General features: G+C 28.5%; 14 protein-coding genes and 4 pseudogenes. 6 read left to right on the top strand and 12 right to left on the bottom strand.

The genetic code is table 11. From position 1 onward, the window contains the following. Entirely contained in the window at positions 1-1,107 is a 1,107-nt protein-coding gene (gene gcvT, locus DJ007_RS02390; protein WP_129408161.1) for a glycine cleavage system aminomethyltransferase GcvT, read from the bottom strand. Further along, positions 1,107-1,322, bottom strand: a complete 216-nt coding sequence (locus tag DJ007_RS02395) for a putative signal transducing protein (RefSeq protein WP_129408162.1) — start codon at positions 1,320-1,322, stop codon at positions 1,107-1,109. The genes gcvT and DJ007_RS02395 overlap by 1 nt, the downstream gene beginning before the upstream one ends. A 173-nt stretch (positions 1,323-1,495) precedes the next feature. Here DJ007_RS02395 and pfkA point away from each other — a divergent pair. After that, positions 1,496-2,454, top strand: a pseudogene (pfkA, locus tag DJ007_RS02400) (6-phosphofructokinase). An 11-nt stretch (positions 2,455-2,465) separates the two neighbouring features. Beyond that, complete coding sequence (pyk, locus tag DJ007_RS02405) at positions 2,466-3,884, top strand: pyruvate kinase (protein WP_129408163.1); 1,419 nt, start codon at positions 2,466-2,468, stop codon at positions 3,882-3,884. A gap of 54 nt (positions 3,885-3,938) precedes the next feature. Here pyk and DJ007_RS02410 read toward each other — a convergent pair whose 3' ends face one another. The 5 genes and pseudogenes from DJ007_RS02410 to DJ007_RS02435 all read right to left on the bottom strand — a co-directional run bounded on the left by DJ007_RS02410 (position 3,939) and on the right by DJ007_RS02435 (position 9,327). After that, positions 3,939-4,433: an oxidoreductase dimerization domain-containing protein gene (locus DJ007_RS02410; protein ID WP_129408164.1), complete on the bottom strand. Its 495-nt coding sequence runs from the start codon at positions 4,431-4,433 to the stop codon at positions 3,939-3,941. Beyond that, positions 4,415-5,316, bottom strand: a pseudogene (locus DJ007_RS02420) (FAD-dependent oxidoreductase). Before DJ007_RS02420 ends, DJ007_RS02410 begins: the two are co-directional and overlap by 19 nt. A 136-nt stretch (positions 5,317-5,452) precedes the next feature. After that, positions 5,453-7,114 (bottom strand): hydroxylamine reductase, encoded by a 1,662-nt coding sequence (hcp, locus tag DJ007_RS02425; RefSeq protein ID WP_129408256.1) that lies wholly within the window; start codon positions 7,112-7,114, stop codon positions 5,453-5,455. A 27-nt stretch (positions 7,115-7,141) separates the two neighbouring features. Continuing rightward, positions 7,142-8,338, bottom strand: coding sequence for a DUF438 domain-containing protein (locus DJ007_RS02430; RefSeq protein WP_129408166.1), 1,197 nt, complete (start codon positions 8,336-8,338; stop codon positions 7,142-7,144). 317 nt (positions 8,339-8,655) lie between these two features. Then, on the bottom strand, positions 8,656-9,327 hold the full coding sequence (locus tag DJ007_RS02435) for a Crp/Fnr family transcriptional regulator (RefSeq protein ID WP_129408167.1): 672 nt from the start codon (positions 9,325-9,327) through the stop codon (positions 8,656-8,658). A 109-nt stretch (positions 9,328-9,436) separates the two neighbouring features. Between DJ007_RS02435 and DJ007_RS02440 the strand changes: the two genes are divergently transcribed. Then, a complete protein-coding gene (locus DJ007_RS02440) occupies positions 9,437-10,936 on the top strand; it encodes an NAD(P)H-hydrate dehydratase (RefSeq protein WP_129408168.1) in 1,500 nt (499 codons plus the stop codon). Beyond that, positions 10,929-12,656 (top strand): thiamine diphosphokinase, encoded by a 1,728-nt coding sequence (locus tag DJ007_RS02445; RefSeq protein WP_129408169.1) that lies wholly within the window; start codon positions 10,929-10,931, stop codon positions 12,654-12,656. Before DJ007_RS02440 ends, DJ007_RS02445 begins: the two co-directional genes overlap by 8 nt. On the opposite strand, the gene DJ007_RS02450 is transcribed toward DJ007_RS02445, so the two are convergent. From DJ007_RS02450 to DJ007_RS18690, 4 genes and pseudogenes are all read right to left on the bottom strand, one after another. Next, positions 12,653-14,014, bottom strand: a complete 1,362-nt coding sequence (locus DJ007_RS02450; RefSeq protein WP_129408170.1) for a GH1 family beta-glucosidase — start codon at positions 14,012-14,014, stop codon at positions 12,653-12,655. The two genes, DJ007_RS02445 and DJ007_RS02450, sit on opposite strands and share 4 nt — an antisense overlap. Next, on the bottom strand, positions 14,015-14,845 hold the full coding sequence (locus DJ007_RS02455; protein WP_129408171.1) for a carbohydrate ABC transporter permease: 831 nt from the start codon (positions 14,843-14,845) through the stop codon (positions 14,015-14,017). 9 nt (positions 14,846-14,854) lie between these two features. Beyond that, on the bottom strand, positions 14,855-15,730 hold the full coding sequence (locus tag DJ007_RS02460) for a carbohydrate ABC transporter permease (RefSeq protein ID WP_206076029.1): 876 nt from the start codon (positions 15,728-15,730) through the stop codon (positions 14,855-14,857). Between the two features lie 56 nt (positions 15,731-15,786). Further along, positions 15,787-17,075: pseudogene (locus DJ007_RS18690) on the bottom strand (ABC transporter substrate-binding protein). A 229-nt stretch (positions 17,076-17,304) separates the two neighbouring features. Between DJ007_RS18690 and DJ007_RS14510 the strand changes: the two are divergent. Then, positions 17,305-17,469, top strand: coding sequence for a hypothetical protein (locus tag DJ007_RS14510; protein ID WP_165973959.1), 165 nt, complete (start codon positions 17,305-17,307; stop codon positions 17,467-17,469). Positions 17,470-17,501: 32 nt separating this feature from the next. Next, a complete protein-coding gene (locus tag DJ007_RS02475) occupies positions 17,502-18,350 on the top strand; it encodes a hypothetical protein (protein WP_129408175.1) in 849 nt (282 codons plus the stop codon). A 226-nt stretch (positions 18,351-18,576) separates the two neighbouring features. Here DJ007_RS02475 and DJ007_RS02480 read toward each other — a convergent pair. Continuing rightward, a pseudogene (locus DJ007_RS02480) lies at positions 18,577-18,798 on the bottom strand (IS1634 family transposase N-terminal domain-related protein); the annotation flags it as partial. Positions 18,799-18,864: the final 66 nt, after the last annotated feature.

Here is an 18,864-nt window from a genome sequence, read left to right on the forward strand (position 1 = left end):
TTATTTTCTTGTTTTTACACTACCTCTGTAAAATGGTGTTTTTATTACTTTTGCTTTTACTCTTTTCCCTCTAATTTCAACTTCAATTTCTGTATCTTTTTTATAATACGGCTTATTTAACATTGCCAATGCAATTGGTTTATCTAATGTTGGTGAAACAGTTCCGCTGGTTATAAATCCCACTTCTTCGTCACCAACAAATACCTTATAACCATGTCTTGGAATTCCTCTTTCTAACATTTCTATACCCTTTAATCTTCTTCTAATTCCAGTTTCCTTTTCTTTTAATAATACATCTTTACCTATAAAATCTTTTTCCATATCTACAGCCCATTTAAGCCCGGCTTCAAAAGGTGTAATATCATCGGTCATATCATTTCCATATAATAAATATGTAGCTTCTAATCTTAATGTATCTCTTGCACCTAATCCTGCAGGTCTTCCATCATAATGTGAAATCAATTCCATTAATTTTCTCCACATTGGAACTGCTGCTTCTTTATCCAAATATATTTCAAATCCATCTTCTCCAGTATAACCAGTTCTGGATATTAAACATTGTATTCCATTTATTCTTCCTTCAGTGAAATTATAATATGAAATTTTTTTCAAATCAACCCCTGAAATTTCTTGTAACATTTCTTCTGATTTTGGACCTTGAACTGCAATTTGAGCTATTTCATCAGAAATATTCTTTACTTTCACATCAAAATTTTCTGCTTGTTTTTTTATCCAATTATAATCTTTATCAATATTTGAAGCATTTACAACTAATAAAATATGTTCGTCTGAATATTTATAAGCTAATAAATCATCTATAATTCCACCATTTTCATTTAACATAGGTGAATAAACAATTTCTTCAGTTTTTATTTTTTCTACATTGTTTGTTATTAAATAATTTACAAATTTTACTGCTTCTTTACCTTTTATATCAATCTCACCCATATGAGATACGTCGAAAATGCCAACATTATTTCTTACAGCATGATGTTCTTCTTTTAAAGAAGAATACCATACTGGCATTTCCCAACCGCCAAAAGGTACCATTTTTGCACCTAATCTCACATGTTCATCGAAAAGTGGTGTTCTTTTTAAATTTTCCATTAATCTGCCTCCTTATTTTCTAAAATTTCTTTTGCATTTTCAAAATCTTCTTCATTAACATATACATTCATAATTGTTCCATTACCAAAAAATTCTCTACCTATGCCAATTTCTTTAGGTGCTTTTAATAATGCATTTATACCTTCAGATTCTAATAATTGTTTTATCATTTGAGCTTCAAAATCATTAACATGGGATTTTAAAATTTTCCACATACTTTCACCTCTTTTCCAATTGTATTATACATCTAAAATTTGTATTTATAAAGAAAAGAAATTTTATAAAAAACGTGGTATAATACCAATAAATGGCAATAAATGAAAAAAATTTCATATATTCATAGATTTTCGCGTTTAATAATATAAGGAGGGAGAGTTTTATGCCTGAAATTAAAAAAATAGGAATTATTACCAGTGGTGGCGATGCTCCAGGAATGAATGCTGCCGTGAGAGCTGTTACAAGAACTGCTGCATCAAAAAACATAGATGTTATAGGTTTTTATAAAGGATACGCCGGAATTTTAGATAAAGATTATGTTGAATTAACCTACTCTTCTGTTGGTGGGATTATGGAAAAAGGTGGAACAATATTAAGAACTGCGAGAGTTCCTGAATTTAAAAATCCAGAAATTAGAGCTGAAGCTGCTAAAAATTTAAAAGAATTAGGCATTGATGGATTAGTTGTCATTGGTGGTGAGGGTAGTTTAACCGGGGCTAAATTATTATATGAAGAACATAATATTCCAGTCATTGGAATTCCAGCATCTATTGATAATGATATTCCTGATACAGATATGGCTATTGGTGTAGATACATGTTTAAACACAGCAGTGGATGCAATGCAAAAATTAAAAGATACGGCTTCCTCACATGAAAGAGCATTTATTGTTGAAGTTATGGAAGAGGTTCAGGATATATTGCATTAATGTCAGGTCTTTCTGTTGGCGCAGAAGCTGTAATAATTCCAGAAGTTCCTGTTGATTATAATGAACTAACAGATAGAATATGGCAGGAAAGAAAAAGAGGAAAAATAAATTGTATAGTAGTTGTGGCGGAAGGTGCTGCAAGTGCTTATTCTGTTGCAAGACATTTTGAAAATAAAATTGGTTATGAAACAAGAATTACTATATTAGGACATATTCAAAGAGGTGGTTCTCCTACTGCATTCGATAGAATTTTAGCTTCAAGAATGGGATATTCAGCGGTTAATTTCTTATTAGATGGAAAATTTGGAACAATGGTTGCTTTGGAAAAAGGACAAACTGTAACGGTACCTCTGGAAAAAGTATTAAGTGAAAAGAAAGTTCTAGACCCACAACTAATTGAATTAGTAAATACATTATCTTAAGGAGTGATTATATGAGAAGAACAAGAATTGTTGCTACTATAGGACCAGCTACTGAATCAGAAAAAATGGTTAGAGAATTAATAAAAGCTGGTGCTGATGTTTTAAGATTAAATACATCACATGAAAATCCTGAAGTTCATCAAAGAAGAATTGACATAATAAAAAAAGTAAGAAAAGAGTTTAATAAACCTGTAGCAATTTTATTAGATTTAGCGGGACCTAAAATTAGAACAGGAAAATTCAGTAAAGACGAGGTAACTTTACAGGAAGGTCAGGAGTTCATATTAACAGCTGAGGATGTTATAGGAGACGAAACAAAAGTTTCAATAAATTATAAAGGATTACCAAAGGATGTCAAACCTGGCGATTTAATTTTAGTAAATGACGGCAAATTAAAATTAGAAGTTATAGAATCAGATGGTATAAATATAAAGACAAAAGTTAAAAATACGGCAACTATTACCCATAGAAGAGGCATTAATGCTCCTGGAGCAGATATTAGAATTCCTGCACTAACAGAAAAAGATAAGGAATATATTAAATTTGGTATAGAAAATGATGTAGATTATTTTGCTTTGTCTTTTGTAAGAAAACCTGAAGATGTTAAGGAAATGAGAGAAATTCTTAATTCCTTAAATGCAAAGGATGCTCAAATAATTAGTAAAATCGAGACAAAACAGGCTATAGATAATGATCTTGAAAAAATAATAGAATTATCAGATGCTGTAATGGTTGCAAGAGGAGATTTAGGTGTTGAGGTAGAAGCAGAAAAAATACCTGTATTACAAAAAAGAATTATCAGTATAGCAAATAAAAAATCTAAACCTGTAATCACAGCAACTCAAATGCTTGAAACAATGATAGAAAATCCGGTTCCAACAAGAGCAGAAACTACAGACATAGCTAATGCAATTCTCGATGGAACAGATGCGGTAATGTTATCAGGAGAAACTTCAATTGGTAAATATCCATTAGAAGCAGTAAGAGTTATGGATAGAGTAGCAAAGGAAACAGAACCATATATCAATCATTATGGAGCATTATTTTTTGATTTTGATGAAGAAGATTCAACAACAAATGCTATTTCAAAAGCAGCAAATGAAATTGCTATATCAGCAGGAATAAAGACAATAGTAGCAGTCACAGACAAAGGATATACTGCAAGAGCTGTTTCAAGATACCGAGAAAATGTTAATATTATAGCTGTTACACATTCAGAAAAAACATATAACAGATTAGCTCTTGTTTGGGGAGTTAGACCTATGATTGTAAATGAATTTGTAAGTACAGATACTATGCTTTATATAGTAAAACAGAGTTTAAAAAATGAAGGATTGGTTCAATCTGGTGAAAAAATTATTTTCACTGCTGGAATACCTTATGGTTTTTCAAGTAAAACAAACTTCTTACATATAACTGAAATAAAATAAAATGGCGGAGATTATTCTCCGCCATTTTATTTTACTCTGGATTTTTTAATAATATTATTCAACACAACAACTCATTTTGGTTATATCCCTTTTAAAATCCTGTGCTCCCAATTTTATTATTTCAGATAACGTTGGAAATATATGAACTGTATCTATAATATCATCTATTTTCATTTTATTTTTCACAATCATCGTTGCTTCATGAATAATATCAGCTGCAATAGGAGCCATTAATTGAATTCCTATAACTTTTTCACTTGTATTTTCAATAACTATTCTAATTGCACCTCTAGTATCTTTTATAGCGAGTGCTTTTGGTAAACTTTCCAATTTTACAAAATTACACCTAAAATCTATGCCTCTTTTTTTAGCTTCATTTTCAGTTATTCCAATACTTGCAAATTGTGGATCTGTAAATATTGCGTATGGAACCATATCATAATCAATTCTTTTCTTGTCTTCTAAAAACATATTATTTACAGCAAAATTACCTTCTTTGGCAGCCACTGTTTCAAGCATAGGATTACCTATTACATCTCCTGCTGCCAAATATCTTTATCTGCTTGGTAATATTTATCAACTATAATTTCTTTCTTTTTTCCAATTTTCACTTTTGTATTTTCCAGACCCAATTTATCTGTATTCGCAATTCTTCCGGTAGCTACCAATATTTCACTAAATTCTATTGTTTCATCATCATTTATTAAAATTCTTTTATCTACAATTTCATTTATTTTTACATTTCTAATGATTTTAATTCCTCTCTTTTAAAATAAATATTCATCATTTTTTCAAAATCATTATCTACTCCACCCATTATATGTTCTGTGGCCTCAAGTATTGTAACTTTAGAACCAAATCTCGAAAACATCTGGGCAAATTCCAATCCTAAAGCACCTGCTCCAATAACAACCAATTTCTCTGGCACTTTCTTTAATTCAAGCGCAGTTTTATTTGTTAAATATTTAACTTTTTCTATACCTTTGATTGGAGGTATAAATGTTTTTGAACCAGTTGATATCAAAAACTTATCTCCATATAACTTCTTTTCATTCACCATAATAGTATTATTATCTACAAATTTCGCTTTTCCATTAATAAATTCAACATTTTTTAAATTATCAAGAACCTTTTTATATTTTTCTTCTCTTGCTTTAAATACTAATTTATTTTTTTCTTCAACTATTTTAGAATAATCTATTTCTATTTTAGCGGATATTCCTGCAAAAATATTGCTTGATATTTTATGTATTAAATCCGCTTTATATAACATATGCTTTGTTGGAAAACAGCCAACATTTACACATGTTCCACCTATTTCCACGTTTTTGTTATCATTAATCATCAAGACTTTTTTATTTAATTCATTTGCTTTCATTGCAGCAGCAAAACCTGCAGCTCCACCACCTATAATAATTAAATCATATTTCATAACCTCTCCTCCTTACCCCACCCATATAGGTATCATCAATTAAATTATAAACCTTTAATATTTCATTTAAATAACATTATAAAAATAATATAATAAAAATCAACCTCCAGTTTTGGAGGTTGATTAAAAAACTTAATTATTTATTTAAGAAAAATTCTAAATCTTTTTCTACTGTAGTTATTGGAGATAAATCAAATTTTTCAACAATAACTTTTGCTACATTAGGTGATAAAAATGCTGGTAGCACTGGACCAAGCTTAATACCTTTTACACCTAAATATAATAATGCTAATAATACAGCTACTGCTTTTTGTTCATACCATGCTATATTATATTCAATTGGTAGTTCATTAATATCATCTAATCCAAATGCTTCTTTTAACTTTAATGCTGTTACTACTAATGAATAAGAATCATTACATTGACCAGCATCTAATACTCTTGGAATTCCATCAATATCTCCTAAATCAAGCATATTATATCTATATTTTGCACAACCTGCTGTTAAAATTACATTATCTTTTGGAAGTTTTGCAGCAAACTCTGTATAATATTCTCTTTCTTTAAATCTGCCATCACAACCTGCCATTACAAAGAATTTCTTAATTGCACCTGACTTTACTGCTTCAATAACTTTATCAGCAACTTGAGCTACCTGTTCATGAGCAAAACCAATAACTATTTTTTTACCTTTTCTTTCTGGAATTGGTCCTAATTCTAATGCTTTTTTTATTACAGGTGAAAAGTCTTTTGGTTTTCCATCTGTTCTATTAGGAATATGTGTCAATTTGTCAAATCCAACCAAACCTGTTGTAAATACTCTATCCTTATAACTTTCCTTTGGTGGAACTAAACAGTTTGTTGTCATTAATATTGCTCCGCCAAACTCTTCAAATTCTTTATTCTGTTTCCACCATGCACTACCAAAATTACCAGCTAAATGTTTATATTTCTTTAACTCAGGATATGCATTTGCAGGTAACATTTCACCGTGTGTATAAACCATAATACCTGTACCTTCTGTTTGTTTCAATAATTCTTCTAAATCGAGTAAATCATGACCACTTACCAATATTCCAGGTGCATTATATGTTCCTGTATATACCTCCGTAATTTCCGGGTTTCCATATGTAGATGTATTTGCTTTATCTAATAATGCCATTGCTTCTACTGCATATTTTCCTGCTTCCATTATTAATTCCAATAACTCATCAACTGTAATATCTTCTCTTAATGTCTCAACTAATCCTTTTTGTATAAAATATAAAATATCATCATTGGCATATTTTAAAACATATGCATGATCGGTATATGCAGCTATCCCTTTTAATCCATAAGTTAAAAATTGTTTCAATGATCTTATATCTTCATCTTTATCTACCATAACTCCTTCTTCTGCACCCTTTAATTCATATATCTCTGCTCCTCCAGGTTTGTACCATTCTGCAGCTTCTGGAACTTTTTCATCAAAAGGTTTTCCTTCTTTTGCAACATATGCATCGAGAAATTTATGTTTTACTCTATCTCTTAGTTCAATAGCTCTTTCTATAAATTCAACCATTCTTTCAACTGAAAAATTAACATTTGTTATTGTACTGAATAATGCCTCAGCAACATATAAGTTTGCTTCATCATCTTTAACCCCATACTCTTTCGCTTTTAATGCCCAGTAAGACAAACCTTTTGTTACCCAAATTAACATATATTGTAAATTTGCCACTTCTGGCGTTTTTCCACAAACACCCCTAATAGTACACCCTACACCTCTTGCCGTCTCTGAACACTGATAACAAAACATACCCATATTCACACCTCCACAGTTTTATTAGTTTTCATCATAAATCCTTTTTTCACCAGTAATTTCCTGAATAGGTTTTATATCCTGGGTTACTTCCAGAGTTCCTAAATATTCACCTTTTTCATTCCTTACTGCAAAATATCTAATATATACATATTTTTCTCCAACTTTTAACCAAAAATCTGCGTGATCCCTTTTTCCAGACTTGAAATCTTTTAATATTTTATTTACTATATCTATACTTTTTGATGGATGACAGTTTTGTACTGTTCTTCCAATAATTGCTCTACTTCTTACAAAAATCCTATCTTTTGTTTCACTAAAATATCTAACCTCATCATTTTCATCCACAAAAGTTATATCAATAGGTAAAGTATTTAACATACATTTTAATTGTTCAATGGTTAATTCTCCACTTGGCAATTTAACCTTTCCTTCAGTTAATTCTTCAACGTCTTTTTTTTCAATATTTAATGGTTCTGGATCAAAACAACAATATCCAATTTCATCAAATTGATGCCTGATATCAATCCATTCTTCATCATCTATAAGTTTTAAAGCCGTGGGAAATAATACAGAATGTTCTTTATGTACATGATTCATAAAAAATTCCAATAATGCTAAAGATATATTGTATAACTCTTTTTTAGCTTCTTCAAAATTCTTTTTATCTTTTATTTTTATGAGCTGTTTTCTGAATTCTCTTACTTGATCATGTTCTTTCCACATTATTGCTGGTGGTTTAGTTATTCCATGTTTTTCAATGTATGGAAATAAAACATTTTCTTCTTTCAAAAAATAATTTTCTGCAGCCATTAAATCGTCAAAATGAATATTTAATTTCATAAATAATGGAAATGCTTCTTGAATTGTTTTTTTATTTAAAACCTGTTTTGCAATATCTCTAATTTTTTCTGCTGTTTTTATTATATATTCATGTTCTTTCATTAATATGTAAATAGGGTGCCATGATTCTACATCGATTTTTTCCTGTTCTATATATTCTTTAAACAATCCTAGATGAACATCACAAACTGATTGTATCTGTTCAATTGATACACCTTCCTGATCCATTAACTCCTGCTCAACTATTGCTATTTCTTCTGCAGATAAATTCTTTATTACACTTTGAAGCTCTTTTTTTAATTTTTCATTTTCTTTTTCACTATTTATTCTTTTTATCAAATTCTTTAGATACTCTTTTTTATTAAAAAGTTCACTCATATTATCTCCTCGCTTTGTGAAAAATATTATTTATTTACATTTAAATTATAACCTTTTTTATCCTATTTGTCTGTAACCCAGGTTACACAATAACGCTTTTTTATAATTTTTACAATCAAAAAATCCTCTTGTAAAAAACAAGGAAATTCAAACTGTTGAAAAAATAAAATAAGAAAAAATAATACGAGCGAATCCTAAACATTTCGCGGAGCAAAGAGTTTAAGAATTTTCACCGGATGAGTGTATATTATTTTGATTGTGTTATTTTGCATTTTACTTAGAAGCAAAAAATCCTCTTGTAAAAAACAAGAGGATTTTTAGAGACTGTTTATTGTGTCTTTGTTTAAAATATATATTTTATTACCTTCTTTTTTTATAATTCCTTCTTGCTCTAATTTTGAAAATGCTCTTGATAATGCAGGTCTTGTAACTCCAAACAAATGAGAGAGTTGTTCAATTGAATAATCCAAAACTATTACATCATCATCTTGAAAACTTCTTTTTTCTTTTATATAAAGAAGAATTTTATCTTTTAAATTGTTTAAAGTTATAAACCATAATTTTTGCGAGATAAAATTAAATTTTGTTCCAAGATATGTTATCAATTCTTTTAGAAAATCTTTATTACCTATACACAAATCAAATATTTTTTCTTTTGGTATATAAGCTATTGTCGATTTTTCCTCTGAAATAATATCCACTGGAATTCTTGCATCTTTTGAAAATGTTGCTCCTACTGCAAGCAATGAAGGGGCCTTCATATCTTCGATTTGAATTACTTTCCCATCTAATTCAGTCATTTCAGCTTTTACTTTTCCATGCAATAATATCATTACTTCACTTATTTTTTCACCTCTGGATTTTATTAATGTATCTTTTTCAAATTCTTTTATAATCATAAAATTTTTCTCTACTAATTCTTCAATTTCTGATAATTTTAATTTTCTAAATATTTCTAACTTTGAAAATTGGCCAACCAATGGATGCATAATATCACCTCATAATTTATTATATAGTATTTCGATTAATTTTGTCAAATTTTTTTATTAATATTAAATGTGATAAAATAAAATTAGACTATTAAAAGGAGGCATTTGTATGCATATACTAACTGCTGAGGAGATGAAGAAAATTGATGACTCCACTTCAAAGGAATATGGAATTACTTCTGAAGTTTTAATGGAACAAGCTGCTATTTCAATTTATAATGAAATCACAAAAGAATTTAATAAAAATACGCATTTTTTATTTGTTTTAGGAACCGGAAATAATGGTGGAGACGGATTAGCTACTGCAAGATTATTATATAATGATGGATATAAAAACTTAAAAATTGCTATTATAGGGAAAAATCAAAGTGAATTATTCAAAAAACAATTAATAACTATAAAAAAATTTGGATTTGATAATTTTATTGAAATTAATAATGATTTTAAAAATCATGTTAGTGTTGCAGATTGTATAATTGATGGTTTAATAGGAATTGGATTAAAAGGAGAACTAAAAAAAGAAACGCAGGAAATAATTGATATAATCAATTCAAAAAAGCGTGGAAAGATTATCTCTATAGATATACCTTCTGGAATAGATGCAAATACGGGAAAAATACTTGGAAATGCTATTAAAGCAGACAAAACTATAACCTTTGGAAGTTATAAACTTGGACACATTTTCTTTCCAGGAAGGGAATACTCAGGTTTAATAACAGTAGCTCCGCTTTCTTTTCCAAAAAAATTATTTAGTATTTCCCACAGAGAATTAGTAACCTCAGACATGGTAAAAAAGCTTTTACCTAATAGACCTAAATTTTCTCAAAAATATGATTTTGGTAATGTTTTAATTCTTGCTGGTTCAGCAGAATTCCCTGGTGCCTCTGTATTATCTGCTATTGGTGCTCAAAAAATTGGAGCAGGATTGGTCAGATTGATAACTCCATGTTCTTTATCTTCATCTGTTTTAGAACATGAACCAGGAATCATATACAAGTCACTGAATAAAGATAAATTTTCATTAAGAGATATTGATATAATTTCAAAAAACATAAAAAAAGCATCTGTAATAGTTATAGGTCCTGGATTGGGACGTTCTAATGAAACAATGCAATTTGTAAGGGGTGTAGTTGAAAATTCCAGAACACCTATTGTTGTAGATGCCGATGCATTATATGCTGTTGATGCGTTAACATTACGAAAGAATATCGTTTTAACCCCACATGTTGGAGAAATGCAAAGAATTGTAAGAACAGATGAAATAGAAATAAGACAGAACTATGAATATACTGAATTTTTTGCTAAAAACAAAAAAGCAACTATTGTATTTAAAGACGCTACAACCATAATTACAAACGGCGAAAAAACTTATTTCAATATTACCGGAAACACTGCTTTATCAAAAGGTGGAAGTGGAGATTTATTGACAGGAATAATAGCTGGATTAATAGCTCAAGGATTAAATGTTATGCAGGCAAGCATTATAGCTTCCTATCTATCTGGAAGAACTGCTGAAATAGTTAGCTCTGAAAAATCTGAATATTATACTACACCTCTTGATATTGCTAAGAATTTATATAGAGCGTTATTGGAGGTTATGAATGATTAAACGGAAACTTCTTCAACAATTAAAACAAAAACAATTATTAACCCAAAAACAAATTCAGGCATTAAATATTGTTCAAATGCCATTAAATAAACTTGATAATGAAATAAATAATTTTATTTTAGAAAATGTTTTTTTAAAATTTGAAGAAGAAAACTTTAGTCTATATAGCCTGGATTATATGGATTATCTTTTAGAAACAACTACATATAAAAGGAGTTTTTTGGAAGAAATAAAGCCTATATTCCTTGCCATTGTTCCCGATGAGCTTGAAACAATAGCAGAAACTTTATTTGATTATCTTGATAATAATGGTATACTAACTATTTCAAAAAAAGAATTCATAAAAAAATATAAATTAAAGAAAAAGGATTACGATTTATTAATAGAAACACTCAAAAATCTTGGACCTTCTGGATTTGCAGAAGAATCTCTTGAAAAAGCTCTAAAAATCAGAGAAAAAGAAGGGGAAAGCGGTACGCCTCTCTCCAGTTTAGAAACAAATGAAAATATTGTATATATAAATTCAAAACCGGATATTGTATTTTTTAAAGAAGATAATAATATAAAATGGGAAATTAATACTCCTAAAATCCCAGAGATTGATGAAGTCTACTTAAAAAGTTTAAAATCAATAAAAGAAAAAAATTTAAAAAAATATATAGAAAAAGAAATGGAAAAATTGTATATTTTAAAAAATGCGATTAAAAAAAGAAAAGAATATTTAAATAAGCTAGCTGAGTTAATGGTAAAAGAAAATAAAATCTTTTTAGAAACTGGCACAAACCCCAAAAGGCTTGGAATACGAGCTGTAGCAAAAATTCTTGATCTTTCGCCATCAACTGTCAGTAGAAGTGTATCATCAAAATATTTTGTCAATCTAAAAAAAACAATATTACCTTTTTCAAGTGTTTTTAATACAAAAGAATCTCAAAAAAATGAAAAGGAAATTATTATTAATTTTATTAAGGAACATATGGAAATATCAGATAATAAATTATCCAAACTAATTGAAGAGAAACTTAATATAAAAATTTCCAGGAGAACTGTAAATAAATATAAAAACCAATTAAAGAGGGCTGATACAATGCAATCATTTATTATGTCTGGCGGAGAACCAAAAAGTTCCTTAAAATTTTATAAAAATATTATTGATAATTCTGATATTTTAATTGCTGTTGATAAAGGTATTGAATTATTTAAAAAAATTGATATAGAGCCTGATTATTTAATAGGCGACTTAGATTCTGCATCTCAAGAATCAATAGCCTGGGCAGAATCTAATGGTGTTGAAATAATAAAATATAGACCTGAAAAAGATTTCACCGATATTGACCTTGCTATTGATTTTGCAATTAATAAAAATTCGGATAATATTATTATTTCAGGTTTTTTAGGTGATAGATTAGATCACATTTTTGGTGCATTATTATTATTAAAAAAATACAATACTTATATTATGTTCAAAGAGGAATTGTTAGAAATTTCTAAGATCTCAAAAAATTTCGATAAAAAAGTAAAAATTGGTGAAATATGGTCTATTTTATCCTTAACAGAAAAAACTGAAGGAATATATCTTAAAGGTTTCAAATATTCTTTGAAAAATGGTACATTATTTTTTAACAATCCTATAGGTATTAGTAACGAAACTATAGAAGAAAATATAGAAATTTCATATAATAAAGGTTGTCTTATGTATTTTAGATGGAAAAATGGCGTTTAACGCCATTTTTTATTTGATTCTAAAAAATTTTTATATTTCCAATAACTTTCTTTAGGAATCCTTTTTAAATTATTATTTCTATCTATATAGATTAAACCAAATTTTAATGTATATCCTTTTATCCATTCAAAATTATCCATTAATGACCAATAAAAATAACCCTTTATTTTTATACCTTCTTGAATAAGTTCTTTCAACTTTTCAATATGTTCCAAAATATATTCAAATCTTTTTTTATCATTAATGTCTCCATTTTTATCTGGTATATCTTCAAGATCTATTCCATTTTCTGTAATATATATATCTTTTTTTCCATAGTTATAATATATTTCCTTAGTTATTTTTTTTATTCCTTCAGGATAGATTTCAGCACCTCTTTTTGAAAAACTTCCATTTTCAGGTTTAACTATTCTAAAATAGAATAAATTTTCTTTATCATACTTAACAATCAATCTTGAATAATAATTCACTCCCCAAAAATCTATTTTTGAAGAAATTATTCTCATATCTTCTTCAGAAAAATCTGTAATATATCCTTTACTATATAAAATTTTATACATTTCTTCAGGATATTTAGATTTAGATATTGGATTATAATACCAACCGTTAAAAAATTGATATGCTATTTTTGCTGCATGAAAATCCTCTCTTTTTTCCGAATATGGGTATATTGGAATAGCTGAATTTGAAATTCCTATTTTACCATTTTTTATAATATCTCTAAATATTTTAACCACTTTACCATGCGCAAGTAATAAATTATGAGCTACTTTATATGCCTTTTTATAATCCTTCTCTTTTTTTGGTGGAAAAACTCCATCTATATATCCTCTTTGAACTATTCTTAAAGGTTGATTTAATGTAATCCAATATTTTACTTTTTTACCATATTCTTCAAATAAAAATGAACTATACTTACTAAAAATATCTGAAAATTTTTTTGATTCCCATCCACCATATTTTTCCACAACATATAACGGAATATCATAATGAAATATAGTTATAAATGGTTCTATATTATATTCTAATAATTTATCAATAATTTCATGGTAAAAATCTACTCCTTTTTGGTTTATTTCTCCAATACCTTTTGGAAATATTCTACTCCATGAAATGGAAAATCTATAAGCATTTACATTTAATTTTTTCAAAAATACCAAATCTTCTTTAAACCTTTTATAATAATCACACGCTATTTTACCTGAAGAATTATCTATAATATTACCTTTATTCTTAGTAAAAATAGTCCATATAGATGGACCTTTACCATCTTCAATATCACTTCCCTCTATTTGATATGCTGAAGTTGCTACTCCCCAAAGAAAATCATTTGAAAAATCTTTTTTTGAAATTCTCATTTAACCTTTTAATCCTGTAGAAGTTATGCCTTCAATAAACTGTTTCTGCATTAATAAATATACAACCAATATAGGAATTACAGAAACAACTGCTCCTGCAAGTAAGTAATTCCACTGCGCAGAATACTCTCCCTGAAAATTTATTAATGCTAATGGTAAAGTAAACTTCTCAACACTATTTATATATATCAATGGACGTAATAAATCATTCCAATTTATCAGAAATGAAATAATAAATAATGCTGACAGTGGAGTTCTTGACAAAGGAACAAATATTCTCCAATAGACCTGAAAAGGTGTTGCTCCATCAATTACTGCAGCTTCTTCAAGTTCCATGGGAATATTTTCATAAAAGCTACGCATCAAAAATATACCTGTAGTTCCTATTAAAAATGATGGAACAATTAACGGTAAATATGTATTTATCCATCCAAACCATTTCATCAATAAAAATTCCGGAATTATAACAACCTCAACAGGAACCATAATAGTAGCAAGTATCAATCCAAAAAGTAATTCCTTACCTTTAAAATGCATTCGTGCAAATGCAAAACCTGTAATAGAACATGTAAATAATTGTCCTAATGCTGCAAGTGTTGCAACAAAAAGACTATTTAACGTGTATCTCATGAAATTAAATTTGGTGAAAATTTCTTTATAATTATCCAGCGTTGGTTTTTTAGGAAAAAACTCTGGTGGATATTTATAAACAGCTTGTAATGGCTGCAATGATGTTATAAACATCCAATAAAAGGGAAATATCATAACAATTGCTATTAATATCAAAAGCAAATAAAATAAAATTTTAGAAAAAAATGTGTTTTTTTCCATATCATCACCTCAATATCGGTATTGTACCCATTTTGATTTATACTTAAAATTAATATACGTTATTGTTGCAACAATTGCAAGCAATACCATGGCTATACTGGAAGCTGTTCCCATTTGAAATAACTCAAAAGCATTCTGATAAACGTAATATGATAATGTAGTAGAAGCTACACCTGGTCCACCTTTTGTCATAGTATAAACTATTTCAAAACTTTTGAAAGAATCTATTGTAGACATTATCAAAACAAAAAACATTGTTGGTGTAATTAAAGGCAATGTTATATATTTAAATTCAGTAAATTTCGTTGCTCCATCAACTCTTGCAGCTTCTATTAAATTTCTTGGTATATCCTGCAATCCAGCAAGATATATAATCATATAATAACCTACTCTTTTCCAGGCATATACAAAAGCTACTACAAACAAAGAATATCTCCCATCAGAAAGCCACGATGGTGGATCATCTATTCCCAAAGTCCTTAATGTGAAATTTATAAATCCTATATCAGTACTAAAAATCCATTGCCACACAATACCAATTGCGACGGTTGAGGTAATAACCGGTGCAAAAAACATAACTCTAAATATAGTTGTACCTTTTAATCCTTTATTCAGCAACACTGCCAGTAATAATGAAAACACAACAATAGTTGGTACAAAAACCGCACTAAATATTATTGTATTTTTAAATATTGTCCAAAATGTTGGTGAGGTAAATAGATCTATGTAATTTTCAATTCCTACCCACTCTGGCGATCCAAATGGACTCCAATCAGTAAAACCCATTATTAAGGCTAAAACTATAGGTCCAAGCCTGAAAACAAAAAGTCCTATTAAAGCCAGAAAAATAAAAAGATAGGGCACATACCATTTATATCTCATCATTCCCTCCTCACTTTATCAAAAATGCGGTTTCCTTTAACAGGAAACCGCTATATTAATTATTTCCTATATGCTTTTTTAAGCATGCGGTTTATCTCTTTATCTGCTCTTTCATAAAATGTATTAAGATCTATTTTCTCGTTTAATAAATCATCAATTAAAGCACTTAATCCTGAACCTTCTGCACTTGCATAACCTCTCCAGAATTTCCAATATTTTGTAAAGAAATGTTTTGCATTTTCACCATAATCCAAGATTATTGGTTTATGAACAGGTAGCTTACCAGCTGATGCATATTCATTCCATTCATATGAATTTGCTTCACCTTTATAAAATGGAACTTTACCTGGATAATATTCTGCTGCTTTTCTTTCATTAATCAAGAATTTTATAAATTCCCATGCTTCTTTTGGATGTTTTGTATTTGCAGAAATTGCTAATCCATCAGCCCATGCATGCATTACATTTTCTTTCCAATGTGGCCCCTTGGGAAATAGTTTATATCCCAATTAAAGTTTGCAGGTATATCTTCTCTCATAAACTTAATATTCCATGTACCTTCGCTAATCATTGCAGCTTTTCCTTGTGAAAAAATAAGTTTTATCTTTTTCTTATCTAAATCATAATCCTTTGGATGTGGAGATACTTTATGAACATGTACTAAATCATATAAAAATCTAATTGTTTCTTTAGCATTATCATCTGGATCCCATCTCATATTTTCTCTATCAAGATAATCACCATCATTTTGTAAAATCCAACCATCAAAAACAGCATATCTACTAAAGAATGCATATCCCCAAATATCTATCTTTCCATCACCATCTTCATCAATTGTCAATCTTTTCGCAGCTTCTAAAAATTCATTCCATGTCCAATCTGGTCTCGGATAAGGAACGTTATATTTATCAAATAAATCCTTGTTATAATATATAACACTTCCAACCCATGCAAATGGAACACCATAATACTTTCCTTTAATATTAAAACTTGATTCCATAACACTCCAGAAATAATCATCTTTACTAAAATCTCTGTTTACAAAATCTGTTAAATCCATTAATGCACCTTGATCAGCAAGATCTTCTACGCTATTTGGATGCATAGCCATAACGTCTGGCATTGATTTAGCAGCAGCCATAGCAGCTAATTTTGTCCAATAACTTCCTGGATCTAATGCTGTTAGTTTTACTTTAATATCTGGATGTAATTTTTCAAACTTATTAATCATTTCTTGCTCTTTATCCCTGAAGTTTGGATCCCAGAACCAATATTGCAATGTTACTGCACTAAATGCTGTTGAAACAATAACAACAAACAATAAAAACATAAAAATACTCTTTTTCATAAATATCCCCCTTTTTAAAATAAAAAGTTTTCTTTATTTTATTATCTCATAAATATGGAATTAATACAATATTAATAACTATGGATTTCATCTAAATATATGGCATAATCAATATATAACTCCTTTTATCAATATTTTTCATATTTTTTATTTAATGTTAATATTGGTATAATTATTTAATGAAATAATATTTAATAATATACTTAAATTAATGTAAGGGAAGGTATTTATGAAAAAATATATAATTCTAATATTTTTATTCTTGATAATTTTCTCTTTTTCAAATGTCAAAATTACACAAGAAAATGTTGTAAATGAAAAAAATATCCAGATTTTCCTGAATATGCTTCTTTCTTTAATGTTGCTTCAAAATGGGCTATTATCCCTGGATTAAAAGAAAATTATGTTCCCCAGGGATTATGTTATTTGCCAGAAAAAAACTGGTTTATTTTATCTCATTATAATCGAAATAAAAAACCAAGTATATTATCAGTAATTGATTGTAAAAATGGGAAGATGGTAAAAACTTTAGAAGTTTATTATAATGATGGGACACCATATACAGGTCATGCTGGCGGAGTTGCTGTAAGCAAATCAAATCTCTGGATTTCTTCAAATAGTTATCTCTGGAGAATTCCATTACAAAACATAATCAATGCAAAAAATGGAACAAAAATCAAAATAATAGATGGTTTTAATACCGGAACCCGTGCATCATTTGTAGAATATTCAAAAGGCATATTATGGTCTGGAGAATTTTATCATGCAGGAAATTACCCAACAAACTTTTCTCATCATTTAAATTCACCAGATGGCAATATGCATTATGCCTGGATTGCTGGATTTAAGCTAGATCCAACAACTGATAAACTACCTGAAAATAAATCAAACAAGCTTAATTCACCAGTAACCCCGGACATAATTATTTCAATACCAGATATTGTACAGGATATTGAATTCCTTAACGATGGTAGAATTGTTTTGAGTCGTTCCTACGGGAGGAGAAATAATTCGTCCTTACAAATATACTCATCAATACTAAATAAACCAGGTCATGCAATAATTCAGATATCAGGAAAAACTATTCCCTTATGGTTTCTTGATAAGAAAAACATTGAAAAAGAGATTATTATACTTCCTATGTCTGAAGGAATAACTCAAAAAGATAATTCACTTTATATCCTTTTCGAATCTGCAGCTACTAAATATATCTCAACTGGCAAATATCCTACAGATCATATATGGAAATTAAAATTAAACAAGAAAAATTTTTAAATATATATAAACTATATAAGCAAAAAAACCAGCTTTTGAACTGCCCCTTGTCAAGTAGACAGGTAATTTAATTAAAATTAAGCGAGAACTTAAATAATTTTGTGTAAATAAAAAGAAAACCTCTTGAGACCTTAAATAATTTTGTGTAAATGAAAAAAAAATAACCCTCTTCTTGGTATGGTAAAATAAAACCAAGAAGAGGAATTATACAAGATGTTACATATTATTGGTCCGCGGTGTCTTTTATATGTTCTGTATTAATATAATTCTTTAAATCAAATATTTCTATTAGTTTATTTATTATATTTTTTACTTCACTTTCACTAAAAGAATCAACCCTCCCCAGATTCGCAATAGTTTTTTGTTTTATTTTCCCATTTTCTCTATAGTTTTCAACAATTCTTAAATATTCTACACCTTTACTATTTTTAACAACTCTTAAAAACATAAATATCACCTCATGATTTCATAATACCGTTACATATTATATGACAAAAATATTATGAAAACAAAA

The sequence above is a fragment of the Marinitoga lauensis genome, from assembly GCF_004135675.1.
Classification (GTDB): Bacteria; Thermotogota; Thermotogae; order Petrotogales; family Petrotogaceae; genus Marinitoga; species Marinitoga lauensis.